Raw genomic sequence first — 24,523 nt, forward strand, 5'->3', positions numbered from 1 at the left:
GACCCGCCGCCCGGTTTACTTGGTCTCAGGGGTGTCGTGCTGACCCTGGTTCTGGGTGCTGCTGGCCGGCGGCGGATCAGCCTTCAGGCGCTCGTTGGGGTCGCGCGACTTGTCCTCGTCGCCGTCCAGGCCCTTCTTGAAGTCGCGCACGGCACCGCCCAGGTCCGAGCCAATGTTGCGCAGCTTTTTGGTGCCGAAGATCAGCACGACGACGACGAGCAGGATTAGCAGATGAGTAATGCTCATGGATCAGGCCTCAAGGACGTCAAAGCGGCATAACGAGAAGCCGACAAGCTACCACGCCGCCGCTCCACATCAACGCTGAGTGTACTCCTCCAGGCGGTCCCTGAAATCGACTACCGGGGCCGGCACGTTGGTCACGCCGCCCTCGAAGATGCGGCGGGGGGTAATGCCCTTGCCGTAGATGGCTTCGTTGGCGTCGTAATCGATGCGCAGGGCCGAGCCATCCAGGGCCACGCCGGCGAACAGGCCACGGGAGCGGGAGTAGGAGTAGATCTCGGCCTTGAAGTTGCTGTCGGTGGAGGCCTGGGCGGTGCGACCCACCGGGCCGGCCGCGGCGGCGGCGTCCGCGCCGATGGTGAACTTGCCGTTGACGATGGAATCCACGCCGCGCTGGGTACGGAACACCAGGATCACGTCGGTGGAAGACGCACCAGCCTGGAAACCCACGCTGCCGCCGGTCATGGTGATGAAGCTGGGGTTGGACCAGGTGCCATCCGGGCCTTTCACCGAGATCAGGCCCTCGCCACGGCGCGCGCCGAACACGAAGCCGACCTTGAGCAGGTCGGGAATGACCGCGATGGCGCGGGCTTCCTTGAGCAGGTCGGCGGGAATGGACTTGTCCGGCGCCTGCATGATCTCGTTGAGCACACGCACGGAGTTCTGGGCGCGTACCAGCGGCGGGTCCTCGGCATGGGCGGCCACGGCGGGTAGGAGCAGGACCAGGGCAGCGAGCAACAGACGAACCAGCGGTGCTTTGATCATGGACGACTCCTGAGCTGAAAGTGAGACGGCGGGCCTGCGGCATTGGTTCCCGCGGCACGGCCGGCGGCTTGTGGCAGACTCTCGGGCGTTTCTCCCGCGCCAGCCACCATGCCACGCTCCCGCGACTATACCGACCCTCTCGGCACTTCCGATGACCAGCCTGTTCAGGCTGGTGTTCTATTGGTGAACCTGGGCACACCGGAGGCGCCCACGGCGCGGGCGGTGCGACCCTACCTGGCTGAGTTCCTCGGCGACCCCCGCGTGATTGACTACCCGCGCTGGCTTTGGTGGCTGATTTTGCACGGCGTGATTTTGCGCGTGCGCCCTGCCCGCTCGGCACACGCCTACCAACGCATCTGGACGGCGCAAGGCTCGCCGCTGCGCGTGGGCAGCGAGGCCCTGGCAGCACGCCTGCAGAAGGCGCTACGCCCGCTCGGCCCTATTCGCGTGGCGCTGGCCATGCGTTATGGGCAGCCATCCGTGTCGCAGCAGATTGCACAGATGCAGCGCGAGGGCGTGCGCCGCCTGCTGGTGCTGCCGCTGTACCCGCAGTATTCGGCTACCTCCACCGGCTCGGTGATCGATGCGGTGGCCGATGCGCTGAAGTCACTGCGCTGGCCGCCGGAGCTACGCCTCATCAACGACTATCACGACGACCCGGCGCATATCGACGCGCTGGCGCAAAGCATCGAGCAGTGGTGGGCGAGCCATGGGCGTGGCGACAAGCTGCTGCTGTCTTTCCATGGCATTCCCGAGCGCTACGTGCGCCTGGGCGACCCGTATGCGGCGCAATGCGAGGCTACCGCGCGGGCCTTGCGCCAGCGCTTGGGGCTGGATGAGCAGCAACTGCTGGTGAGTTTCCAGTCGCGCGTGGGCCGCGAAAAATGGCTCATGCCTTACACCGACGCGACCGTGCGCGAGCTGGCCGCCAGCGGGGTGAAGCGACTGGACGTGGCCTGCCCCGGTTTCGCAGTGGACTGCCTGGAAACGCTCGAAGAAATCGCCATGCAGAATGCCGAATTCTTCCGCGAGGCCGGCGGCGAAACGCTGCGCTACATTCCCGCGCTGAACGATAGCGATGGACAGGTTGAAAGCCTTGCCGCGCTGGTACGGCGCCAAGGCGCCGGCTGGCCGGAGTTCGGCGCGTGACGGCGCTGGGGCCGATCGAGCGCGACATCTCCCTGCCACACCTGCGCCTGCGCGCCCTGGTATGGGGCCACGACCAGGCGCCGCCGCTGCTGGCTCTGCATGGCTGGCTCGACAATGCGGGCAGCTTCGCGCGCCTGGCGCCGTTGCTGGCGGCCGAGCACCAGGTCATTGCGCTGGAGTTGCCGGGGCATGGCCATTCGGACCACCTGCCGCCAGGCATGCAGTATCACTTCATCGACTACGTGCGCACGGTGCTTGCGGCCGCCGAGGCACTGGGCCTGCATCGCTACGACCTGCTCGGCCATTCGCTGGGTGCGGGTATCGCCGCGCTGGTGGCAGCCGCCATGCCGGAGCGCATCGCACGCTTGTTGTTGATCGAGGGGTTGGGCCCTATCGCGGACGATGGTCACCACACCTTGCGCCGCTTTCGCGATGCATTGGCAAGCTCGGCCACCGGCCGTTCGCTGCGTTCGTTCCCATCCGTGGAGCTAGCGATCGCAGCGCGAACCATGGCGAGCGGATTGCCTGCCGAACAAGCGCGACCCATTGTAGAGCGTGGCCTGCATCGCACTGACGATGGCTGGCACTGGCGCAGCGATCCGCGCCTCAACCGTCCCTCACCGCTGCGTTCACCGGAAGCGCAGATCCACGCACTGCTGCGCGGCATCGAGGCACCTACCGCGCTATTGCTGTCGCGCCCAGACACGCCTTACCTACCCGGCCCGCAGATGCAGGCACGCGCGGCCTGCGTGGCGAACATCGCGGTGACGCACATGGACGGCGGCCACCACCTGCACCTGGAGCACGCGCCCGCCGTCGCACGCTGGGCAAGCGATCACCTCAAGCACTCACGCGAACCCTGACCGACGGCACATGCCTGCGGGCGCGCTCGACCTAGACTGCCGGCAAGCCACGGAAGCATCGCGCTTCCCCCATTGTGTTCGCTTGCCAGGAACTGCTCATGTCGCTGCCTTTGCGTCGGTTGTTTCCCTTGTTGCTCGCCGGCTTCACCAGCCCCGTATGGGCTGCCAGTGCCACTGACAACGCGCTGGATGGATTGCGGCAAGCTTACGGAGGAGCCCATTGGGATCGCATCGGCACACTCGCCTACGAGGGCACCGAACTCAGCGATGGCCTGGAAGGGCCATGGGAAGGTCGCGTCGACCTGCACAGCACGCACTACGAGAACCGCATACGCAATGCTGTTTTCGCGCAAGCGGACGGCGCGGACGAGCAAGGCCGTTGGCGACAGGACATGTCCGGCCTGATTCACTCGCTCGACTCGCCCGAAGCACTCACGGTCGGCGTCAGCGAGCGCTGGCTGCGCAGCTTCGGCTTTCTGCGCACCGACCAGGCCACCACCTATCGTGCGCTGCCCGATGCCGTGGAGAACGGGCGCCGTTTGCTTCGCATCGAGGCCACGCCGCCACAAGGGCGCGCCGTTACCTTGTGGATCGACCCCGCCACGCATCGCCTGGATCGAGCCACCTGGCAAAGCTCGTTTCTCACCATCACCCAACGCTACGCCGACTACCGCGCGGTGGATGGGCTGACGCTGCCATTTCGCATCACCACGGCGGCCACCACGCTGGCGGGCACGGAGAACGGCGAGAGCGTGGATACGGTCACGCACTATCACCCGCAGCACGATGCCACCGCGCTAACGCGCCCGACACCCAAGGTCACCGACGTGACCATGACGGGCGACGCGCGCCAGGCCAGCACGCATCTGGGCCTGGAGGGTGGCATTGTGCTGGTGGACGTGCGCATCGATGGTCACCCGCCGATGCCTTTTATCCTGGACTCGGGTGGGCACGCCATTCTCACCACGGATGCTGCCAAGGCGCTGGGTTTTTCCTCGCAGGGACACGGCGTGAGCACCGGCTCCGGGCCGGGTTCGATGAGCACGGCCTACACCAAGGTGAAGGATCTCGCGCTGGGTGACGCGCACGTTCGCGACCTTACCTTTCTGGTAATGCCTTACCCGTATGACTTCTACGAGCGCGGCGCCGGCCGCCCGCCCATTGCGGGCATCCTGGGGCTGGAGATCTTCGAGCGCTTTGCGGTGACGTTCGATTACGACCGCGGCGAACTGCGCCTGTCGCCTTATGACCACGGCGATGCGCCGGCGCAGGCCAAGGGCGAAGCGCTGGCGTTGCGCTTTACCGACGACATGCCGCTGGTTGAAGCACAACTGGATGGCCATGCCGGCATGTTCGGCATCGACACCGGCAACGCCGGCTACTTGCTCACCTTTCCACAGTGGGCCGAGCGCAACGGCATTGCGGCGCGCTATGCCGCAGGCGCGCCGATGCCCACCGGTGGCGTGGGTGGACTGTTCACCGCACACATTGCGCATGCGCAGTCGATGTCGCTCGGCAACCAGCACCTCACCGAGGTGGTGGCCATGCTCACCCGCGCGGACGCGGGCGCCACCGGCAACCCCAGCGAGGCGGGCAACATCGGGCAGGACATACTGGCGCGCTACAACGTGCATTTCGATTATCGCCGCCAGCAGATGGTGCTGATGCCGCGCGCGCAAGCACCCGCATGGCATTACGCGATGGCCGGCTTCCGTGCCGACAAGAAACAGGATCAGCCCGACCGCTACCAGGTGATCCAGGTGATGCCCGGCAGCCCTGCCGCGCAGGCGGGCCTCAAGCAGGGCGACGCCATTGTGGAGGTCAACGGCAAGCCCGCCACGCAATTGAGTTTTGGGGAGCTACGCGATCTGAGCAATCACCTGCCGGAAGGCACGCCGCTCAGTCTGGCGTTGGCCGATGGCCGCCACCTCGCGCTCACGGCGCGTGACATGGCGCCACGCTGACGCGATGCCGGGGCGCAACATGTGCGCCCCGGCCTTGTGCAGGATCAGGGCTTGGCCAGGCCCAGCGTGTCCAGGCCCTGCTCAAAGGTGATATCCACCGGAATCTTGGCCTGATCCAGGCGCTTGAGGTCGCCGGCCAAGGTGGCGTCCACCGTGCCCATGCTGTCGGTGAGGTGCTTGGCGGCGTCGTAGTCGCCATCGCCCTGGATGGTGAGCAGCTTGGCGGACAGGGCATTCATCGCCGCCGTCATCTTGTCGAAATCCACGCGGTACTTGCCCGTGGCGGCATCGCGGCTGAAGGCGCCCTGCTGCTGGAAGAAGTTGAAGCGCACCATGTTGGCCTTGGCGTGCGCGTCGCTGGCGCCAAAACGCACCGAGCGCAGGATGCCGGCCAGGAAGGTGACGTAGTTGTCCATCAGCTTGGCCTTGTCCAGCTCGCCCTTGTCGGCGAGCTTGCTGACCATGTACAGGCCCAGGATGTCGGCCTTGCCTTCCTCGAAGCTGGACGCCTGGTCCTTGAGCGCGGTGCGTACCATGCCCTTGCCGTCCAACGTGTTCTTGATGCCGAGGCCGTGCGCCACTTCGTGGAACATGGTGTTTTCGAAGAACGCATCGAAGGTGAGGTGCGATTGCTGGTCGTCGGCGATCAGCTCCTTGGCGATGGGCAACATGATCTTGTCGAACTTCGCCTGCATCACGTTTTCAAGCTGCAGGCGGCGCGTGCCCTTCTTTAGCTGCACTTCTTCGTCGTTGGGCAGGTTGATGGCGATGGTCTTGGCGCCGACGTTGGCGTCGCCCGCGTAGTACATCGCGAAATAGGCATTGAGGTCGGCGTCGGAGCCAGGCTTTTCTGCCTTGTACTTATCGTCCACCGGCAGCTCGCGCTGCAGCTCGGGAAGGTACTTGGCGAAGCGCGCCAGCTTGGCGCTCCATGCCTGGTCCTTCACCAGCACGTAGCTTTCGTAGCTGGCCTTGTAGCCGAACAACTGGTCTTCGTAGGTTTCGATGGGGCCGATCACGATGTCGACCGGGTTGTTCTTCATCGACATCCAGGCGAAGTCGCTGGGGCGATAGTCGTCGCTGAGCAAGGCATCGGCGCGCTGCTTGAGGTAGCCGGCGAAATCCTTGTCCGCCGACAGGGCGGCGGCGCGGCGCAGCAGGTCGGCGGCACGCTCAAGGTCAGCCTTGTACGCAACGTGATAGGGCACCGTCGCCAGCTTGCCCTGTGCGTCGCGTCGCAGCAGGGTGTACAGCCCGGTCTTGTCCTTGAGGTCGGCCTGCTCGAACTCGGCCTTGCTCATGTCGGCGGGATAGAACTGCGCGCCCGGTGGACGCGCGCCCACGCCGGCCACGAAGGGCTGGTCGTTGTCCAGGCGATCCCACGGGCCGTAGTTGATTTCGGCGAAGCGGCGGGTCACGTCGTCGGGAATGCGCGCCATCAACGCGGCCTTGTCGCCCCACGACTGCTGCCAGTAGATGTCGTTGGTCACGTCCGCCGCTTCCACCAGCAGCGCGATCATCTGCTTCTGCTTGTCGTCGAAACCGGAAAGGTCAGCGGTGAGCTTGACGGTGGCGTAGCTGGGCATGCGCTGGGCGGCATTGTCGGCATCGGTGGACGGCGGCGGCGTGGCCGGCGTGCTGGCCGCCGGTGCCGGGGCGGGAGCCTGCGCGGCGGGCGTCTGGTCATGCGAACTGCACGCGGCCAGGGCGGCGATCAGGCTCAGGGCTAGCAAGTGACGGCGCATGGGCGTTCTCGACGAAGTAAGAAACGCCCATGGTACCGCGCCCCACCCATGGTGGGACGTGGAGTTCAGCCGGAGATGGCCAGGCGCTCGGACTGGTAAAGGCGCACGGTGAGCAGCACGCCGATGAGCGCGGCCACCAAGCTGCCCAATAGGCACAAGCCCAGTTGCTGGCTGTCGATGCCGTCACCGCGCAACAGCTGCATGATGCCCAGGTGCTGGCCCAGCAAGGGCACCGCATACATCCAACTCTGTGCCTTGATGGGCAAGGTGGAGAGCAGGATGCTGGGGATCACCGGCACGAACATCAGCAGTGACACGTACGTCTGCGCCTCGCGATAGCTCTTGGCGAAGGCCGACACCATCGACTGCAGTGTCGCCAGCAGCACGATCAGCGGCAGCATCAGCACAAACACGTGGCTACCGAAGCGCCAGCCCAGGTCCAGCTCCATGCCGAGCTTTTCGGTGGGAATGAATCGCCCCACCACCGCAAAAGCCAGCAAGGTCACCAGCAGGCTCGCCGCGGCGAACACGCAAATGGCTGCCAACTTACCGGCGAGGATCTTCCAGCGCGGCACCGGATTGGCGAACAGCGGCTCCAGCGATTGGCGCTCGCGCTCGCCAGCGGTCAGGTCCATCGACAGGTACATGCCGCCCATGAACACGGTGAGCACGAAGAAGTACGGCAGGATGGAGAACATCAGCGCCGCGCGCGCCTGTGCAGTGGCCTGGTCGCGCTGGGCCACGGTGACCGGCCATGCGGTGCTGGGCGACAAGCCACGCGCCACCAGGCGCATCGCACCCTGTTGACGTGCGTAGGTTTCCACCAGCTGGCTGACGCGATCCACCGAACCCTTGGCGTCGCGCTGCGAGGAGTCGTAGATCAACTCCACCTGCACGGCCTCGCCCTTGCGCCACGCGGTGGCGTAGTCGGGCGAGATGCGCAGCACGACGTCGCTGTCCTGCTTGCGCACAGCCAGTTCGGGATTGGCGATGCCGGGCAGCGGCACGATGCCGCCGGCCTTGAGGGCCGCAACAAAATTGGGCGCGTGCTCGGCGCCGATCACCGGCACCGGCAAGGGCCGCTCGGCCTTGGCGAACTCGCGATTGAGGGTGACGTTGAGCATCATCACCAGGATCAGCGGCCCCAGCAGCGGACCGGTGAGAAACGCGCTCATCAAGGTACGGCGGTCACGCAGGTTTTCACGCACCTCCTTGAGAAACACGGTGAGAAAGGCGCGGGTGCGGCGCACGACGGCGTGTTGCGGCTGGTTCATGCGGCGAGCCCCTCTTCGCTACCGATGATTTTCACGAAGGCATCCTCCAGATTGCTCTCACCGGTCTGCTCGCGCAGCGCCTCGGGCGATTCGTCCGCGACCACGCGACCGTGGGCGATCACCACGATGCGATCGCACAGCGCCGCCACCTCTTGCATGATGTGGCTGGAGAACAGCACACAGCGGCCCTCCGCCTTCAGGTGCAGCATGAACTGGCGCAGTGCGCGCGTGGCCATCACATCCAGGCCGTTGGTGGGCTCGTCGAGGATCACGTTGCGCGGGTCATGGATGAGCGCGCGGGCGATGGCGGTTTTCACGCGCTGGCCTTGCGAAAAACCTTCGGTGCGGCGATCGCCGATGTCGGCCATGTCCAGCGCGCCGATCAACGCTTCGCGCCTCATCGCCAGCATGTCTTCGGGCAAACCGTGCAGGCGGCCGAAGTAGTCGATGTTCTCGCGTGCCGTAAGACGCTTGTACAAACCACGTGCATCCGGCAGCACGCCCAACTCACGGCGCACCGCCTGTGCATCGACGGCGGCGTCGATGCCGTCCACCAATACCTGGCCGCGATCGGGCGTCATCAGGGTGTAGAGCATGCGCAGCGTGGTGGTTTTGCCGGCGCCGTTTGGGCCAAGCAAGCCGGTGATCTCGCCATCGCGGGCGGCAAAGCTCACGCCATCCACGGCTTTCACCGCGCCGAACGCCTTGTGCAGGCCCCTCACTTCGATCATGGCGCGGCTCCGTTGAAGTCGGTGAAGATGGGCGTGGGCTGCAGGCGCTCCAGGCACTTGGCATCCAGGCTCTTGGGGTCCAGTTTCTCGATGAAATGCTTGACCAGGTCCGGCGCGCAGCCGGCGTTGATCACGTTGTGCCCCTGCCCCGTGAGCACCAGATGGCGCGCGTTGGGCATATGCGCGGCAACCTGCTCGCCATAGCGCGGCGGCGTCACCGGATCGTATTGGCCGGACAACAGCAGCACCGGCAGCGACGTCGACAACGGCTGATGGAAGTCGGCCGGGCGCGTGCCCTTGGGCCATACCGCGCAGGTCGCCATCAAGGAATCGATGACGCGGGTGCCCAGAATGGTGTGCGCGTCCTCCGGGCGCGGCGCGAGCAGGTCGGCATCCTCGCTGCAGATCACCGAAAGCTGCATGCCGCCGTTCATGGTGTCGGAAAGATCGCCACTGAGCAGCTTGGCTTGGCCTAGCAACGGCCCGACATCGCCATGCGCGGCAGCGTCAATGGACAACGGCAGCAAGGCGGCGGTGATCGGCGAATAGGCGAACATGCGCACCACACTCGATAGCGAGAATTCACTTAGCTCCCGCTGCACGCTTTGATAGGTTTGCGGGTCGCGAAAGCTCACTTTGTGCGGGTTGGCGCGCAGCGCATCACGCAGTTGATAAAGCGTCTGGTACGGGTCACTGAAGCGCTTGTGGCATTCGGTATCGGTGCTGCAACGGGCAAACTGCGCCTTGAGCGCGTCGTCGAGGTTGCGCGCGAAGTCCGCGCCCAGCGCCAGCTCGTTGGGCACCACGCCGTCGAGCACCATGCTGCGCACGGCCTGTGGAAAACGCATGGCGTACTGCTGGGCCATGCGCGTGCCGTAGGACACGCCCACCAAGTCGAAGCTGGGCGAGCCAAGCGCGCGGCGCACGTCTTCCAGATCCTGCGCGGCGATGGTCGTGGTGTAGTAGCGCGGGTCGGCCTTGCCATCGAGCTGGCGCAGGCAACGTTCGGCTTCCGAGCGTTGCTTTTGCGCACTGGCGTTGAGTTCGTCGTCCGAGGCACCCTCGGTACCCTCGCCGCTGTCCTTGCAGGTGAGCGGGTTGGAGCCGCCTGTGCCGCGCTGATCCAGCAGCACCACATGGCGATGCCCCAACAGCGGCTGCAGGGCGCCGGATACACCCGGCCATGATTCGGTAGCCGCCTGGCCAGGACCGCCCGCAAGCAACACCAACATGTCCTTGCTGGCGACCTGGGCGCTGCTGCGGATCACCGCGAGCTTGAGGCCGATCTTGCGGCTGTGCGGATCGTCGCGGTTCTCTGGCACCTCGAAAGGCGCGCACCATGCGGCGGTGGAAAGCCCGCTATTGGGTTGGCTCAATTCGCACGGCGTGAGTGTGAGTGACCCCAGTCGCCAGGTTTGCGGCTTGACCGGCTCCACAGGATGTTGCGCGGCCACGGCAACGGCCGTGTCCTCGGGTTCGCTGGTGGCGGCGTGGCGCTGCTGGTAGTGGTTCCAGCCCAGGGCCGCCACACCCACCACGACAATGCCAATGCGCAACAGGGTTCGTCCTTGTATCGCCATAGCTGCCTTATCCGTTTATTTCGTTGGGTTGCGAGCGGGCGATGGCAGTGCCGTCGCCGTCCGGATCAAAGATGGCTTCGATGGAGAGGCCAAAGAGCCGCGCGATCTTGAACGCCAGCGGCAAACTTGGGTCGTACTTGCCCGTTTCGATGGCGTTGACCGTCTGGCGCGACACATCCAACCGCTCGGCCAGGTCGGCCTGCGACCAGCCACGTTCGTTGCGTAGCTCGCGGACGTTGTTGTTCATCCGGCGCGAGCACGCCAGACCATCACGCAATGGGTCACCCCGTAGGTGAAGCACAGCGCGGGATAAACCATGAGCAGTACCAACGTGCTGTCCAGCACGAGCACTTTGGCGGCGGATAGGAAGCCAAGCACTAGGCTGACCACGCCCACGATGGCCACGCTCACAGCGAGAGCCTCCAGATGCTGACGCCGCTCCAGCTCATCCGCACCCAACACGTAGCGGATGGTGGCGACGACAACCCAGGCAATGGGCAGCGCCGGCGCCAAGGCGATCACCAGCTTGAGTGCCCCGGGCGCCATGGTCTTCTGCAGCGGCCACACGAACAGCATCAGGGCCATGTAAAGCGACATGGCCAGCATGAACTCGCGGGCGTAGCGGTGCTCGACAGGTCGGCTGCGCTCGCGATGCACGGCGCGCCCGGCATGCACCGTAACCGGTGCCGCCAGCCCAAAGAGGGCCAGACCGAGCAGGCGTAGCCCCACCCCTCCAGCCACCATCAGGCCAAAACCGGTGGCGATCACCACCACCGAGCCGGCCAGGGCCAGCCAGCGCCCCCAGGCGGGCCAAGTGTGCATGGGCGACCAACGACTCGGCGAAGCCGATCGATCCGACACATTCATAAGGGAACCCCTCCCCGCGTGGACACGACCGCTGACGGCCGAATGTCAAGCTTACTTGACAAAGCCTACGCCCGATCTCAGCGAAGTGTCAAGGATGCTTTACAAAAAAGGGCGAAATCTATCGGCCGAGGTCGGCAAACCTGTAGGAAAACGACAATAGGATCATTCCGAAAATGTGACACAATTTGCACATTGAGCCGTTTTCGGTCGAGCAGGTGACCCGATGCGGCTCCCAAAAATCGTCACCTCGTCTTAACGACTTGCCGAAAAACCCCACATGTGGATGGGTGAAACGCCCACCCCCAGGGTTGGCACGCGGGTTGCTTTAAGCGGGGCAAGCGATCTGGAAACCGACCGAGAGGGACACGGACCAGTAAGCCAAACAGCGCACACGGGGGGCACCGCCCGTTGTCCGGAAGCGCAAAACCAAGTTGTAACCAACCCGTTCAAAGGACATCGGTATGAAGAAGATTCTGCTTTCCGCCGCCCTGGCCGCCGTTTTCGGCGTCGCCTCGATGGCACCGCAGGCGGCCTCGGCCACCGACGGCACGATCACGTTCAACGGCAAGATCACCTCCTCCACCTGCACCATCGCCTCCAGCGCCAACGGCAACACCGGCACGGCCTCGTTCACCGTGACCCTGCCGACCGTGGGCACCGGCGCGCTGACCGGCACGGGCACCGTGGCTGGCGCCACCCCGTTCGCCATCAACCTGAGCGCCTGCTCGGGCACCGGCGTGGTGAAGACCTATTTCGAGCCGGGCTCGACCATCAATGTGGCTGGCCGCCTGAACAACGCCAGTGGCACCGCCACCGGCGTTGACCTGCAGCTGCTGAACGCCAGCCAGGGCGTGATCAACCTGCAGACCCAGGCCAATACCACCACGGCGACCATCGCCTCCAACGCCGCCACGCTGAACTACTACGTTCAGTACTACAACAACGGCGGCACGCTGGGCGCCGGTACGGTCGCCAGCACGGTGAACTACACCATTCAGTACCCGTAATACCGCTGTACCCCACGGCCGGCACGCCGGCCGTGGGCTTCTCCTGCGTTTTTCTCGCCGTCGAACGGGATCTCCACGATGAATCGCTTCTTCCGCGCCTTGGGCACGGGGCTGCTGGTCTATTGCCTGGCTAGTGCCGGCGCCAGCGCCAACGTCATTATCGCCGGCACCCGCGTGATCTTTCCCGCGAAGGACGGCGAGGTCACCGTTCGACTGACCAATGACAACACCACGCCGGCCCTCATCGAGGCCTGGGTGGACAGCGGCGACGAGCATTCCACCCCCGACAAGGTGGACACGCCGTTCCTCATCACGCCCCCACTGTTTCGCATGGAGCCGCACAAGGAGCAGAGTCTGCGCATCCTGTTTACGCAGGGTAAGCAGCCGCTGCCGGCGGATCGCGAAACGCTGTTTTGGCTCAACGTGCTCGAAGTGCCGCCCAAGCCGAGCGGCGAGCAGTTCCAGGGCAAGAATTACCTGCAGCTGGCGATCCGTTCGCGCCTGAAGCTGTTCTATCGTCCAGATAGCCTTGCGGGCGATCCGCAAAAGGCGCCGTCCCAGGTGACGTTCAAGGCCGCCGCCGGTAGCAACGGCGCGACCCTGGTGGCGCACAACCCCACGCCTTACTACGTCACCTTTGCCAAGGTGACGGTGAATGCCAGTGGCCATGCCTACACGGCGGACGTGGGCATGGTGGCCCCACAGTCGGATCTTCAGCTCGCCGTGACGGGCCTCAAGCAACTGCCCGCAGGCAGCGCCGTCGACTATGACTGCATCAATGACTTCGGCGCCACGCAGTCCCTGAAGGGTGCTGTGTCGCCGTGATGCACTCACGCGCCATCGCACCGCACCAGCCGCTGTCGGCCATGCGCCGTCCTGTGCTGCTGTGCGCCTTGCTGGCCGGCCTGGCCGGCGCGGCGGTTACGGCGCATGCCGATCCGCTCGCCAGTGCCGCCGCGCCGGCATCGGGTGCCGATGCGAGCGCCAGTGGTTTTGCGGAATTCGACCGCAGCATGCTTTCGGGCGCCGGGCAGAACACGACGGATCTGTCGCGCTTCGAGCGCGGCAATCCGATCATGCCGGGCAATTACAACGTTGACGTATTCGTCAACGGCAACTGGGTCGCACGCAACACCGTTCGCTTTGTCGCCACGTCGCCGCAGACTAGTGCCACGGCTTGCGTGGACGACAAGCTGCTCCGCCAGTTGGGCCTGCATCCCGCCAAGGCGGTCGAGATGCAGGCCCAACTGGCGGACCCGGCGAGCTGCGTGGACATCGGCACGCTGATCCCCGACGCCACCATCACCCTCGACCTGGGCGAGCTGCGCTTGAATGTGAGCGTGCCGCAGGCCTTCATGGGCCAGGCCGCGCGCGGTTATGTCAGCCCGGAATATTGGGATGCCGGCGTGACGTCGGCGATGCTCAACTACAACTTCAACGCCTACCACACCAGCAACGGTGGCCTGAGCCAGACCAATGCGTATCTGGGCCTCAACACCGGCGTGAACGTGGGGCTGTGGCAGTTCCGCCAGAACTCCACGGTGACTTGGCAGTCGTCCAACGCAGCGCAGCCGTCGCAGACGCATTGGCAGAACATCGCCACTTATATGCAGCGTGCCCTGCCAAGCTGGCAGGCCGAACTGACGGTGGGCGACAGCTTTACCGATGGGCAGGTGTTCGACAGCTACGCCGTTCGCGGCGTGCAGCTGAGCACCGACGACCGCATGCTGCCCGACTCGCTGCGCGGCTACGCGCCGGTGGTGCGCGGCGTGGCGGAGACCAACGCGCTGGTGACCATTCGCCAGAACGGCATGCAGATCTACCAGACCACGGTGGCGCCTGGCCCGTTCTCGATCAATGACCTTTACCCGACCGGCTACGGTGGCAACCTCGATGTGGTCATCACCGAAGCCGACGGCCGCGTGCGCACCTTCAGCGTGCCCTACGCGTCGGTGGCACAGTTGCTGCGCCCCGGCATTACGCGCTTCAGCCTGGTAGCCGGCCAGTTGCGCGACAGCAGCCTGGTGCACAAGCCCGGCGTGGTGCAGGCCACCGTGCAGCATGGCATCAGCAATGCGCTCACCGGCTACGCGGGCCTGGTGGCCTCGCAGGGTTACGGCGCCGCGCTGATCGGCGGTGCGATCAACACGCGCTTCGGCGCCGTGGCGATGGACCTGACCGAGGCGCACACCAGCATTCCCGGCGGCGACTCGCATTCAGGCCAGAGCCTGCGCGTGAGCTATAGCAAGCTGTTGCCGGAAACGCAGACCTCGTTCACCGTGGCGGCGTATCGCTACTCGACCAGCGGTTACCTGAGCCTGACCGATGCCGCCCAGGCGCGCGACTTCGCGCGACGCGGCCTGGACATTTTCAACACCGTTATCCCGGTGGCGCCGCAAACCATCGACGGCGTGCCGGTGAGCACCGCGCTAACGCCGGCGCAGATTGCCGCGCTGTCGACCAACCCGGGCGCACTGAGCAATTCCTCGCTGGTGGGCACTACCCTGCAACGCCAGCGCAACCGCTTCGACCTGACGCTGAACCAGGCGCTGGGCACGCGCGGCGGCACGCTCTTCATCAACGGCTCGGCGTACGACTATTGGGGTCGCTCGGGCACGGACACGCAGTTCCAGTTTGGCTACAGCAACCATATTGGTCGTGTGAACTTCACCGCCAACGTGACGCGTACGCGCGATGTTGCGGGTCGCTATGCGAACGGCTACTTCCTCAATGTGACGGTGCCGCTGGGCAGCGATTCGCACTCGCCCACACTCATGCTTTCGGGCAGCCACGACGCCTCCACCGGCAATCAGCAGCAGGCCATGCTCAATGGCACGCTGGGCGAGGACAATCAATTCAACTATGGCGTGACGGGTTCCCACGGAAGTCAGACGGGCAGCGCGGGTTCGATGAACGTGGGTTACCGCAGCCCCTTCGCTCTGCTCAGCGCCAGCTACGGCAGCGGCTCGGGTTATTCGCAGTCGTCGGTGGGCGCTACCGGCGCCATCGTGGCGCACCCGGGCGGCATCACCTTCGGCCAGGCCAGTGGCGACACAGTCGGTATCGTCTACGCCCCGGGCGCCGGCGGCGCCAAGCTGCTCAACGCGTCGGGCGCCAAGGTGGACAGCTCGGGCTACGCCATGGTGCCGTACCTGTCGCCGTACATGCTCAACACCGTGCAGATCGACCCTAAGGGCCTGCCGCTGGATGTGCAGTTGGAGTCGACCGGCACGCAAGTGGCGCCGTACGCCGGCTCCGTGGTGATGCTCAAGTTCAAGACCGTCACCGGCCGCAGCGTCATCCTGCAGGCTCGCCTGCCCGGCGGCGACACGCTGCCGTTTGGCGCCGAAGTGTTCAACGCGCAGGGCGTCACGCTGGGCGTGGTCGGCCAGGCGGGCAAGATCCTGGCGCGCGGCGTGGAGCAGCAGGGCCAGATCACGGCGCGCTGGAAAGATGCCAAGGGCGAGGCGCAATCTTGCTCCTTCAACTATCAGCTCGCGCCGCTGGACAAGACCAAGCGCTCGCAAGCCTACGAACAGATCGAGGCGACCTGCATGCCCATGACCGCCCCGACACTCGCCGAGAGGAATGCGCCGTGACGTTCCATCATTATCCGATCGTGCGCAACCGACGCCTGCTCGGCTCGGCGCTCGTGTTGATGGCGGCCTGCCTAGGCCTGCTGCACAGCCCCTCGGCCCACGCGGGCCCTTCGCTGGCTTGCTCGTCGCCGTCGAACAATCAGGTGTTCACCATCAACTTGCCAAGCAGTGTCACGGCGGCGTCCAACCTTGCCGTAGGCGCCACCATCGGCAGTGCGGGCTCGGCAACGGTTGCGTTCAACTGCTCCAACGTCATCACCAAGTACGGCAAGGTCACGCCGCAGGCGGCGATCGTGGCGTCGCTGGATTCCACCAACAAAGTGGGCGCGGGCTATGTGGTGTTGGCGACCAATCTGCCTGGCGTGGCGATCAAGCTCACCGGTAGCCCGACCACCGCCGATAGCGGTGCCAACGGCCCCGGCGGCGTGCCGGGCTGGGAGCTCGCCTCGAAGAACAACACGAGTGGCTCGGTCAGCGAGACGTTCACGGCTCAATTGATCAAGACCGGCCCCATCGCGCCAGGTCAAGTGAGCTCGCTCACAGCGATACAGCTCACCGATTACACGTATGGCAGCACCGATAGCGCGCCTTATTTCGCCTCGGTGGCCACCTCGGCAGTCAACGTGACCACGCCATCGTGCAGTCTCACCACGGCACAACCGAACTTTACGGTGACCCTGCCCACGGTCAGCACCAAATCACTGGGCGCGGCGGGCGCGACGGCGGGTGCCACGGCCTTCAACGTGGCGTACAACTGCCCGTCCAGCCTCACCGTCTATATGTACATGACCACCGCGAACCCGGGCTCGGGTTCCGGATTGATGATGCCCGATGGCGTGACCTGCACGGGTTCAGCGACAAACGTCGGCCTGCAACTGTTGCTCAACGCACAGCCGGTGACCTTCAATAGCTCGCAGAAGATCGGCACGGTCTCGGGCAACCTTACGGTGCCTTTCGTGGTGCAGTACTACGCCACCGCCACGCCGGTCGGCGCGGGATCGGTGTGCACAACGGCAACGTACACGCTGACGTATCAATAGCAGCGTGCTGCCAGTAGGCGGCGGTCAGTCGTACACGCGGGTCAACAATCGGGTGTCGTCGCCGCTGGTGTACCCGGCGAAATAGCTGAGCAGCCGGTTATCCACCACCGAGCCCTCAAGTGCCACCAGCTGCTGACGATATAGGGAAGCATGGGAGGCAGGCTGGCTTGCCACGACACCGCAGCCGCCACGCGAAACTCCCGGCGTCGCCGGCCCGACATCGGCCGTGGTGCACGTCGACTCGGCAACCACGCCAGAGAACGAAATCGTCCCGCCATCGGCATGCACCACCGGCGTGCCCAGCGCCAAGGCGACAGCGAAACCCACACAGGTCTTGCGAATCCAGCCCTTCATATACGCCCCTTGCCAGACCCCTCCATGGAAAAAAGGGGGTCTACGTTGGGCCTATCGGCGTGGCTTGCCGGGGCTTGATATGCAAAACCTGGGCGCGTCTCAGCAGTGTGAACGAAGTCACACTTTGCGGAACTTGCGCGGTTATGGCGTGAGCAAAGGGGCGCGGGGCGGCGCCGGGCTGACCGTTATAGCGGCCAGCCACGGCACTTCTTTAGGCGTTTGTTATGCGAGCGTTTAGAAAGCGCCCGCAAGCCCTTCATTTCAACGCGAAGAGATGTACTTCTCGCGGCGGATATGGGCCACCGGCAGGCCAAATTCCTTGAGGGCGGCGAAGGCGGCATCGACCATGTTGGGGTTGCCGCACAGGTAGGCGATATCGCGCTCGGCGCTAGGGGCCAGCTCGGCCAGCGCGGTCTGCACGTGGCCGCTACGGTCGTTGGGGCGCGGCACCGCGCGCGGCTGGCGGCTCAGGCAGCCATGGAAGTGGAACCCCGGGTTGGCCTGGGCGAATGCCTCGAACTCCTCGCCGTAGAGCAGCTCGGTTTCGTTGCGGGCGCCGTACAGCAGCACCACCTCACGGCCCTGCTTCACCAGCTCGGCAATCTGCGGGAGCATGGCGCGGTACGGCGTGACGCCGGTGCCGGTGGCCAGTAACAGGTAGCGGCCATTGCTGTCGCCCGCCTGCAGGCAGAAGCGCCCGTAGGGGCCGCTGGCGTCGATCACGCCGCCGATCGGCAACTCGCCCAGCAGCTTGGTGGCGGCGCCGCCTTCGACATAACTCACCGCAATTTCAATGCGTTGCGCCGGGGAGCTGCCGTCGCCGACGGTGCCGACCGAGTAGCTGCGCTTGGTGGCGGTGCCGTCGTCGTAGTGAAAGTGGATCTGCAGGAACTGGCCGGGCACGAAGGCCAGCGGCTGGCCATCGGCGCGCTCGAACGCCATATGCCGCACGGTGGGCGCCAGCATGGTGCTGTCGACGAGACGGAGCTGGAAATGGTCTGCCATGGGTCTTCCGAGGGAAACAGTGTGGACGCAGGTCCGCACCGGACGGCCTGGACAAGCCTCGTATAATAAGAGGCTAGCCCCTTCGGTGCAGCCCATGTCCTCTACCTCCACACCCGCGCTGGTCGTCGAAAACCTGCGCAAGACCTACAGCAACGGCGTCGAAGCCCTCAAAGGCATCAGTCTCACGGTCCAGCCCGGCGATTTCTTCGCCCTGCTCGGCCCCAACGGCGCCGGCAAGTCCACCCTCATCGGCATTCTCTCCTCGCTGGTCAACGCCACCAGCGGCGATGCGCAGGTGTTCGGCGTATCGGTGAACAAGCAGCGCGGCAAGGCCATGCAGTTGATTGGCCTGGTGCCGCAGGAGATCAACTTCAACCAGTTCGAGAAGCCCTTCGACATTTGCGTGAATGAGGCCGGCTTCTACGGCATCCCGCGCAAGCTGGCGATCGAGCGCGCCGAGAAGTACCTCAAGGAGCTGCGCCTGTGGGACAAGGCCCACCATCAAGCGCGCATGCTCTCCGGCGGCATGAAGCGCCGCCTGATGATCGCGCGCGCCATGATGAACGAGCCCAAGCTGCTGATTCTGGACGAGCCCACCGCGGGCGTGGATATCGAGATCCGCCGCTCCATGTGGCAGTTCGTCAGCGGCATCAACGCCGCCGGCACCACGGTGATCCTCACGACGCATTATCTGGAGGAAGCCGAGCAGCTGTGCCGCAACATCGCCATCATCGACCACGGCACCATCGTGGAGAACACCTCGATGAAGAGCCTGCTGGCGACGCTGGACGTGGAAACCTTCGTACTGGACATCAAGCAGGTGCCCATCGACCTGCCGGCCATTCCCGGTATCACGCTGCGCCGCCTCGACGAGCACACGCTGGAGGCGGAAATGTCCCGCTCGCATGACCTCAACTCGCTGTTCGCCGCACTGAGCGAACGCGGCATGACGGTCACCTCGATGCGCAACAAGAGCAACCGACTGGAGGAGCTGTTCGTGCGCCTGGTCGAAAACGGCCGCACCACCAAGGCCGACGTGGAGAAAATCGCATGAATAGCGCCGCCAACCTGGTCGCCCTCAACACCATCGTCCGGCGCGAAATCGTGCGCATCATGCGCATCTGGACGCAGACGCTGATTCCGCCTGCCATCACGATGACGCTGTATTTCGTGATCTTCGGCAAGCTGGTCGGCAGCCGCATCGGCACCATGCATGGCTTTACCTACATGCAGTACATCGTGCCCGGCCTGGTGATGATGAGCATCATCACCAACAGCTACGGCAACATCTCCAGCTCGTTCTTCGGCGCCAAGTTCAGCCGCGCGGTGGAGGAAATGCTGGTGTCGCCCATGCCCAGCTGGGTGATGCTGCTGGGCTACGTGGTGGGCGCGGTGATGCGCGGCCTGATCGTCGGCGCCCTGGTGCTGCTGATCGCGCTGTTCTTCACCGACCTGCACGTGGCGCACCCGTTCATCACCTTCCTCTCGGTGCTGCTTGGTGCCACGGTGTTTTCCCTGGCCGGCTTCGTCAACGCGGTATTCGCCAAGAAGTTCGACGACATCGCCCTGGTGCCCACCTTCGTACTCACCCCGCTCACCTACCTCGGCGGCGTGTTCTACTCGGTGGACTTGTTGAGCGAACCGTGGCGCAGCATCTCGCTGGTCAACCCCATCCTCTACATGGTCAATGCCTTCCGCTTCGGCGTGCTGGGCGTGAGCGACGTGAACGTGGGCGTAGCCATCGCGGTGATGCTGGCATTCGTGGTGGGCCTGTCCGCCGTGGCGCTGCACCTGCTCAAGCGCGGCGTCGGCCTGCGCTCTTAAATGTTTGGTCGTCATCCCTGCGAAAGCGGGGATCCGGTGCCTTTCGCCAGTGAAAGGCACTCGGTTCCTGCCCTTGCCACCTCGGTGGGATTCGTGGGAATGGCGCTGTAGAAAGGTCTGCTTTCAACTATGCGCGTCAACAAATACATCAGCGAAGCGGGCATCTGCTCCCGCCGCGAGGCGGACGAGCTGCTGCTGGCCGGTCGCGTCACCATCAACGGTGAAGTGGTCACCACCGGCGCCAAGGCACTGGAAGGCGACGAAGTGCGCGTGGATGGCGAAGTCGTCAAGGCGCGCATCCTGGCTGCCTCGCCCACCGCCAAGCGAGCGGTCTACATCGCGCTCAACAAGCCGGTGGGCATCACCTGCACCACCGACGCCACGGTGAAGGACAACATCGTCGACTTCGTCGACCACCGGGAGCGCATCTTTCCGATCGGCCGCCTGGACAAGGATTCGGAAGGCCTGATCCTGCTCACCAGCAACGGCGACATCGTCAACGAGATCCTTCGCTCGGAAAACAACCACGAGAAGGAATACCTGGTTGGCGTGAACAAGCCCGTCACCGACGAATTCCTCGCAGGCATGGCGCGTGGCGTGCGCATCCACGGCCAGATGACCAAGCCGTGCAAGGTGCGCAAGATCGCCAAGTTCGGCTTCGCCATCATCCTTACGCAGGGCCTGAATCGTCAGATCCGCCTGATGGCCGCCGCTTTCGGCTATCGCGTGACGCAGCTGCGACGCGTACGCATCGTCAATGTGAAGCTCGGCCATTTGAAGCCGGGGCAGTGGCGCAATCTGACGGATGCGGAGTTGAAGGGGTTGCTGCCGCAGCGCACGCAGTGGTGACGGCGGCGCCTCTGCAAGCGCCCTCTCACTGAGCGCCCTTTGCGTGATGGCTTGAGATTGGTCATCTCGGGCCGTGATAACCGCTTTGGATGGGCGCGTCTGCCAGCTTGCCGCCTGCGCGGCGGGCGTTTCGATCGTCTGCCAACGACGCGAAGCTAGTCCCCCTGGGACGCTCGAGTCACTTTTCTTTTGCTGGCCCAAAAGAAAAGTAACCCAAAGAAAATGGCCTCTAGAGCTGGCAGCACGGCGATGGATACAAGACTGCGGACCGGCGCCAGCCGGATCGGTGACGTGCTACCTCAGAGGGTGCGGCTACATCGCAACGCGTCGAGGCGCTGAGGACTTAAAGCACAGAAGGTGTCGCTCTATGCCTCTTCGACCTCCGCCTGTACGGCGGAGGCTTTCGTGATGCATTGCATCAATTTCACTCGTTACCCGTAAGCGAATCTCCCTGTGATCAATGGGCGCACCCGGCCGATGGGTTTGCGCATCCGCACCAATCGCCTCCCCAAAGCAAAAACCTCGACATCCTCGCGCTGCTAGTGCATACGTATTCACTTCGAACGACCGGCACTGCCAGCGCAGAATCGCCGGACTAAGCAATGGGGAGAGGCGATGAATCTCAATTCCACACCGGCGGCGAGCAATGCCGTCGATGACCTGGGCCAGCGCGCCACGGCGCGCGTGGTGCTGATTGCAGCAGCCGCTGCGCTCGGTGGTTTTCTGTTTGGTTTCGACACCGCCGTGATCAACGGTGCGGTGGATGCGGTGCGCGGCAACTTTGGGCTGGGCGCCGGACAGACCGGCTTTGCCGTGTCGTGTGCGTTGCTCGGCTCGGCTGTGGGCGCGTGGTACGCAGGTCCATTGGCCGACCGCTTCGGCCGCGTGCGCAGCATGCAGGTGGCGGCGCTGTTCCTGGCGCTCAGCGCGCTGGGCTCGGGCCTGGTCTCCGGCGTGGGCAGTCTTATCTTCTGGCGCCTCGTCGGTGGCATCGGCGTGGGCATGGCGTCGGTGATCGCGCCCACCTATATTGCAGAAGTTTCACCTGCTGCGGTGCGCGGCCGACTGGGCTCGCTGCAACAACTGGCCATTGTGTTGGGCATCTTCGCCGCGCTGCTCAGCGATGCGTGGCTGGCCGGCACCGCCGGTGGCGCTGCGCAGACGCTGTGGCTGGGCCTGGCCGCCTGGCGCTGGATGTTCCTGGTGGCCGTGGTGCCGGCGCTGATCTACGGCTCGCTGGTGCTGGGCGTGCCCGAATCGCCGCGCCACCTGGTGGCCAAGGGCCGCACCGCCGAGGCACGCGATGTGCTGCGCCGGGTGCTGGACATGCACAACGAAGCCGCCCTCGATGCCAAGGTAAAGGACATCCAGGACAGCCTGCACTCCGAATACCGCCCCACCCTCAAGGATCTGCGCGGCCCCCGCCTGGGCCTGCTGCCGGTGGTGTGGATCGGCATTCTGTTGTCGGTGTTCCAGCAGTTCGTGGGCATCAACGTCATCTTCTATTACTCCTCCACGCTGTGGCACTCGGTGGGCTTCAGCGAGGCCGATTCGTTCTCGATCACCGTGGCCACCTCGGTGGTGAACGTGCTGGTGACCCTGGTGGCCATCGCCCTGGTGGACCGCATCGGCCGCAAGCCGCTGCTGGTGATCGGCTCGGCCGGCATGACCGTCACGCTGGGTCTGATGGCCTGGTGCTTCTCCCAGGCCACAGGCAGCGGCGCCAACCTCAGCCTGCCGACGCCCTGGAACATGGTGGCGCTGGTTTCGGCCAACGCGTACGTGGTGTTCTTCGGCCTCAGCTGGGGGCCGATGGTGTGGGTGCTGCTGGGCGAAATGTTCCCCAACCGCATCCGCGCGATCGCCCTGGCAGTCGCCGCCGCCGCGCAATGGCTAGCCAACTTCGTGATCACCAGCAGCTTCCCGGCGCTGGCGGAAGCAGGCCTGCCCTTCGCCTATGGCCTGTATGCGCTGTTTGCGCTGGTGTCGCTGGTGTTCGTGCTCAAGTCCGTGCGCGAAACCAAGGGCATGGAGCTGGAAGACATGCAGGGCTGATTCCGGCACGTCAGCAAGTCCCTCAAGGGCGTCGGTGCCGCACACCGACGCCCTTGTCGTTTGAGTCCTTGGCGTCGACCTCACGGCGACATGCGACAATGACGCATGACTGCCTTTCAATCGCTCCCCCTGAAGCCCGCGCTGCTCGCCAGCGTGGAAGTCCTTGGCTATACCGAGATGACGCCCGTGCAGGCGCAGAGCCTGCCGCCGATGCTCGAAGGGCGGGACGTGATAGCCCAGGCCCGTACCGGTAGCGGCAAAACCGCCGCCTTTGGCCTGAGTCTGCTGCAGAGCCTGGATGTGGATACGGTTCGCCTGCAGGCGCTGGTGCTCTGCCCCACGCGCGAGCTGGCCGATCAGGTGAGCAAGGCCATCCGCAAGCTGGCGGCCAATATCCCCAACGTGAAGCTGCTTACCTTGTGCGGCGGCATGCCGCTGGGGCCGCAGCTGGCTTCGCTCACGCACGATCCGCATATCGTGGTGGGCACGCCCGGGCGCGTGCAGGAGCACTTGAAGCGCGGCAGCCTGCACGGTGGCGGCATCAAGGTGCTGGTGCTGGACGAGGCCGACCGCATGCTCGACATGGGCTTCAGCGAAGCCATCGACGACATCGTGGGGCGCATCGCCAAGCATCACCAGACGCTGTTGTTCTCGGCCACCTATGCCGAGGAAATCCGCCAGGTGAGCAAGCGCCTGCAGCGTGACCCGGTGGAAGTGACGGTGGAGGCGCCGCACCACGAAAGCACCATCGAGCAGCGCTTCCTGGAAGTGGAGCCGGCGCACAAGCTAGACACCCTGGCGCAGCTGCTGGGCAAGGATCACCTGTCCGCCGAGCGCGCCCAGCACGCGCTGGTGTTCTGCAATATGCGCAAGGACGTGGATGCTGTCGCCGAGGAGCTGGACAAGCGCGGCTTCTCCGCACTGGCCCTGCATGGCGACATGGAGCAGCGCGACCGCGATGAAGTGCTCGTGCAATTCGCCAACCGCAGCTGCGCCATTCTGGTGGCCACCGACGTGGCGGCGCGCGGCCTGGACATCGCAGCGTTGCCGCTGGTGGTGAGCTACGACATTGCCCACGATCCAGACACGCACACTCATCGCGTGGGCCGCACCGGCCGCGCCGGCGAAGACGGCCTGGCCATTACCCTGGTGACGCCGCGCGAGCGCCCCAAGGCGCTCAATATCGAAGACCAGCTTGGCCAGCCCTTGCCATGGCATCCGTTCCGGTTGTCGCCGCCGCGCGGCAAGCAGCTCAACCTAGCGCCGATGAAAACGCTGGTGATCGATGCAGGGCGGCAGGACAAGCTGCGCCCTGGCGACATCCTGGGCGCGCTGACCGGCGATGCCGGCCTGGACGCCCGTGATATCGGCAAGATCGACGTGTTCGCCACGCGCGCTTACGTGGCGATCCGACGCGATCTGGCCGGCAAGGCGCTGGAGCGCCTGCGTGCGGGGCGTATCAAGGGCAAGAACTTCCGCGTGCGCGCGCTGCACTAAGGAAGGTCTGATTAAACGACATTTTGCTCGTCATTCCTGCGAACGCAGGAGGTGCCTTTTAACAGCCGAAGGGCTGGTCATCCAGTGCCTCTGCCTTCAAGCATTGTCAGGCTAT

22 protein-coding genes are annotated in these 24,523 nt (G+C 65.0%); 12 read left to right on the forward strand and 10 right to left on the reverse strand.

Annotation, left to right across the window (positions count from 1 at the left end):
• Positions 1 to 15: 15 nt before the first annotated feature.
• Together tatA and AC3G2C_RS14210 are read right to left on the reverse strand one after the other, a co-directional pair.
• Positions 16 to 246, reverse strand: coding sequence for a Sec-independent protein translocase subunit TatA (gene tatA / locus AC3G2C_RS14205; RefSeq protein WP_488385277.1), 231 nt, complete (start codon positions 244 to 246; stop codon positions 16 to 18).
• A gap of 69 nt (positions 247 to 315) precedes the next feature.
• The gene (locus AC3G2C_RS14210; RefSeq protein WP_488385278.1) at positions 316 to 1,005 is read right to left on the reverse strand and encodes a lipid-binding SYLF domain-containing protein; all 690 of its coding nucleotides are present in this window, start codon (positions 1,003 to 1,005) and stop codon (positions 316 to 318) included.
• Between the two features lie 108 nt (positions 1,006 to 1,113).
• Here AC3G2C_RS14210 and hemH point away from each other — a divergent pair, with 108 nt between their 5' ends.
• The 3 genes from hemH to AC3G2C_RS14225 all read left to right on the forward strand — a co-directional run bounded on the left by hemH (position 1,114) and on the right by AC3G2C_RS14225 (position 4,981).
• Complete coding sequence (hemH, locus tag AC3G2C_RS14215; protein ID WP_488385279.1) at positions 1,114 to 2,154, forward strand: ferrochelatase; 1,041 nt, start codon at positions 1,114 to 1,116, stop codon at positions 2,152 to 2,154.
• Positions 2,151 to 3,017 carry an alpha/beta fold hydrolase gene (locus AC3G2C_RS14220; RefSeq protein WP_488385280.1) on the forward strand — a complete coding sequence of 289 codons (867 nt, stop codon included), beginning with the start codon at positions 2,151 to 2,153 and terminating at the stop codon, positions 3,015 to 3,017. Before hemH ends, AC3G2C_RS14220 begins: the two co-directional genes overlap by 4 nt.
• Positions 3,018 to 3,115: 98 nt before the next feature.
• Positions 3,116 to 4,981 (forward strand): aspartyl protease family protein, encoded by a 1,866-nt coding sequence (locus AC3G2C_RS14225; protein WP_488385281.1) that lies wholly within the window; start codon positions 3,116 to 3,118, stop codon positions 4,979 to 4,981.
• 44 nt (positions 4,982 to 5,025) lie between these two features.
• Here AC3G2C_RS14225 and AC3G2C_RS14230 read toward each other — a convergent pair whose 3' ends face one another.
• From AC3G2C_RS14230 to AC3G2C_RS14255, 6 genes are all read right to left on the reverse strand, one after another.
• Positions 5,026 to 6,726 (reverse strand): dipeptidyl-peptidase 3 family protein, encoded by a 1,701-nt coding sequence (locus tag AC3G2C_RS14230; protein WP_488385282.1) that lies wholly within the window; start codon positions 6,724 to 6,726, stop codon positions 5,026 to 5,028.
• A 65-nt stretch (positions 6,727 to 6,791) separates the two neighbouring features.
• A complete protein-coding gene (locus AC3G2C_RS14235; RefSeq protein ID WP_488385283.1) occupies positions 6,792 to 8,000 on the reverse strand; it encodes an ABC transporter permease in 1,209 nt (402 codons plus the stop codon).
• Positions 7,997 to 8,731, reverse strand: a complete 735-nt coding sequence (locus tag AC3G2C_RS14240; RefSeq protein ID WP_488385284.1) for an ABC transporter ATP-binding protein — start codon at positions 8,729 to 8,731, stop codon at positions 7,997 to 7,999. The genes AC3G2C_RS14235 and AC3G2C_RS14240 overlap by 4 nt, the downstream gene beginning before the upstream one ends.
• On the reverse strand, positions 8,728 to 10,311 hold the full coding sequence (locus AC3G2C_RS14245; RefSeq protein WP_488385285.1) for an alpha/beta hydrolase: 1,584 nt from the start codon (positions 10,309 to 10,311) through the stop codon (positions 8,728 to 8,730). The genes AC3G2C_RS14240 and AC3G2C_RS14245 overlap by 4 nt, the downstream gene beginning before the upstream one ends.
• 7 nt (positions 10,312 to 10,318) lie before the next feature.
• Complete coding sequence (locus AC3G2C_RS14250; RefSeq protein ID WP_488385286.1) at positions 10,319 to 10,558, reverse strand: helix-turn-helix transcriptional regulator; 240 nt, start codon at positions 10,556 to 10,558, stop codon at positions 10,319 to 10,321.
• On the reverse strand, positions 10,555 to 11,133 hold the full coding sequence (locus tag AC3G2C_RS14255) for a hypothetical protein (RefSeq protein ID WP_488385287.1): 579 nt from the start codon (positions 11,131 to 11,133) through the stop codon (positions 10,555 to 10,557). The genes AC3G2C_RS14250 and AC3G2C_RS14255 overlap by 4 nt, the downstream gene beginning before the upstream one ends.
• Before the next feature lie 506 nt (positions 11,134 to 11,639).
• On the opposite strand from AC3G2C_RS14255, the gene AC3G2C_RS14260 reads away from it, so the two are divergent.
• From AC3G2C_RS14260 to AC3G2C_RS14275, 4 genes are all read left to right on the forward strand, one after another.
• Complete coding sequence (locus tag AC3G2C_RS14260) at positions 11,640 to 12,185, forward strand: fimbrial protein (RefSeq protein WP_488385288.1); 546 nt, start codon at positions 11,640 to 11,642, stop codon at positions 12,183 to 12,185.
• A 78-nt stretch (positions 12,186 to 12,263) separates the two neighbouring features.
• Positions 12,264 to 13,010: a fimbrial biogenesis chaperone gene (locus AC3G2C_RS14265; protein WP_488385289.1), complete on the forward strand. Its 747-nt coding sequence runs from the start codon at positions 12,264 to 12,266 to the stop codon at positions 13,008 to 13,010.
• Positions 13,010 to 15,784 carry a fimbria/pilus outer membrane usher protein gene (locus AC3G2C_RS14270; RefSeq protein ID WP_488385474.1) on the forward strand — a complete coding sequence of 925 codons (2,775 nt, stop codon included), beginning with the start codon at positions 13,010 to 13,012 and terminating at the stop codon, positions 15,782 to 15,784. The genes AC3G2C_RS14265 and AC3G2C_RS14270 overlap by 1 nt, the downstream gene beginning before the upstream one ends.
• Complete coding sequence (locus AC3G2C_RS14275) at positions 15,781 to 16,824, forward strand: fimbrial protein (RefSeq protein ID WP_488385290.1); 1,044 nt, start codon at positions 15,781 to 15,783, stop codon at positions 16,822 to 16,824. Before AC3G2C_RS14270 ends, AC3G2C_RS14275 begins: the two co-directional genes overlap by 4 nt.
• Positions 16,825 to 16,848: 24 nt before the next feature.
• Here the strand turns inward: AC3G2C_RS14275 and AC3G2C_RS14280 are convergent, their stop codons facing one another.
• The gene (locus AC3G2C_RS14280) at positions 16,849 to 17,178 is read right to left on the reverse strand and encodes a hypothetical protein (RefSeq protein WP_488385291.1); all 330 of its coding nucleotides are present in this window, start codon (positions 17,176 to 17,178) and stop codon (positions 16,849 to 16,851) included.
• A 261-nt stretch (positions 17,179 to 17,439) separates the two neighbouring features.
• On the reverse strand, positions 17,440 to 18,183 hold the full coding sequence (locus AC3G2C_RS14285; RefSeq protein WP_488385292.1) for an FAD-binding oxidoreductase: 744 nt from the start codon (positions 18,181 to 18,183) through the stop codon (positions 17,440 to 17,442).
• A 94-nt stretch (positions 18,184 to 18,277) separates the two neighbouring features.
• On the opposite strand from AC3G2C_RS14285, the gene AC3G2C_RS14290 reads away from it, so the two are divergent.
• The 5 genes from AC3G2C_RS14290 (at position 18,278) to dbpA (ending at position 24,408) form a co-directional block, all read left to right on the forward strand.
• Positions 18,278 to 19,237: an ABC transporter ATP-binding protein gene (locus tag AC3G2C_RS14290; protein ID WP_488385293.1), complete on the forward strand. Its 960-nt coding sequence runs from the start codon at positions 18,278 to 18,280 to the stop codon at positions 19,235 to 19,237.
• Positions 19,234 to 20,007: an ABC transporter permease gene (locus AC3G2C_RS14295; RefSeq protein ID WP_488385294.1), complete on the forward strand. Its 774-nt coding sequence runs from the start codon at positions 19,234 to 19,236 to the stop codon at positions 20,005 to 20,007. The genes AC3G2C_RS14290 and AC3G2C_RS14295 overlap by 4 nt, the downstream gene beginning before the upstream one ends.
• A gap of 129 nt (positions 20,008 to 20,136) precedes the next feature.
• On the forward strand, positions 20,137 to 20,856 hold the full coding sequence (gene rluF / locus AC3G2C_RS14300) for a 23S rRNA pseudouridine(2604) synthase RluF (protein ID WP_488385295.1): 720 nt from the start codon (positions 20,137 to 20,139) through the stop codon (positions 20,854 to 20,856).
• A gap of 615 nt (positions 20,857 to 21,471) precedes the next feature.
• Complete coding sequence (locus AC3G2C_RS14305; protein WP_488385296.1) at positions 21,472 to 22,911, forward strand: sugar porter family MFS transporter; 1,440 nt, start codon at positions 21,472 to 21,474, stop codon at positions 22,909 to 22,911.
• 105 nt (positions 22,912 to 23,016) lie between these two features.
• Positions 23,017 to 24,408 carry an ATP-dependent RNA helicase DbpA gene (dbpA, locus tag AC3G2C_RS14310; RefSeq protein WP_488385297.1) on the forward strand — a complete coding sequence of 464 codons (1,392 nt, stop codon included), beginning with the start codon at positions 23,017 to 23,019 and terminating at the stop codon, positions 24,406 to 24,408.
• Positions 24,409 to 24,523: the final 115 nt, after the last annotated feature.

This window comes from Frateuria sp. sgz306004 (genome assembly GCF_057750885.1).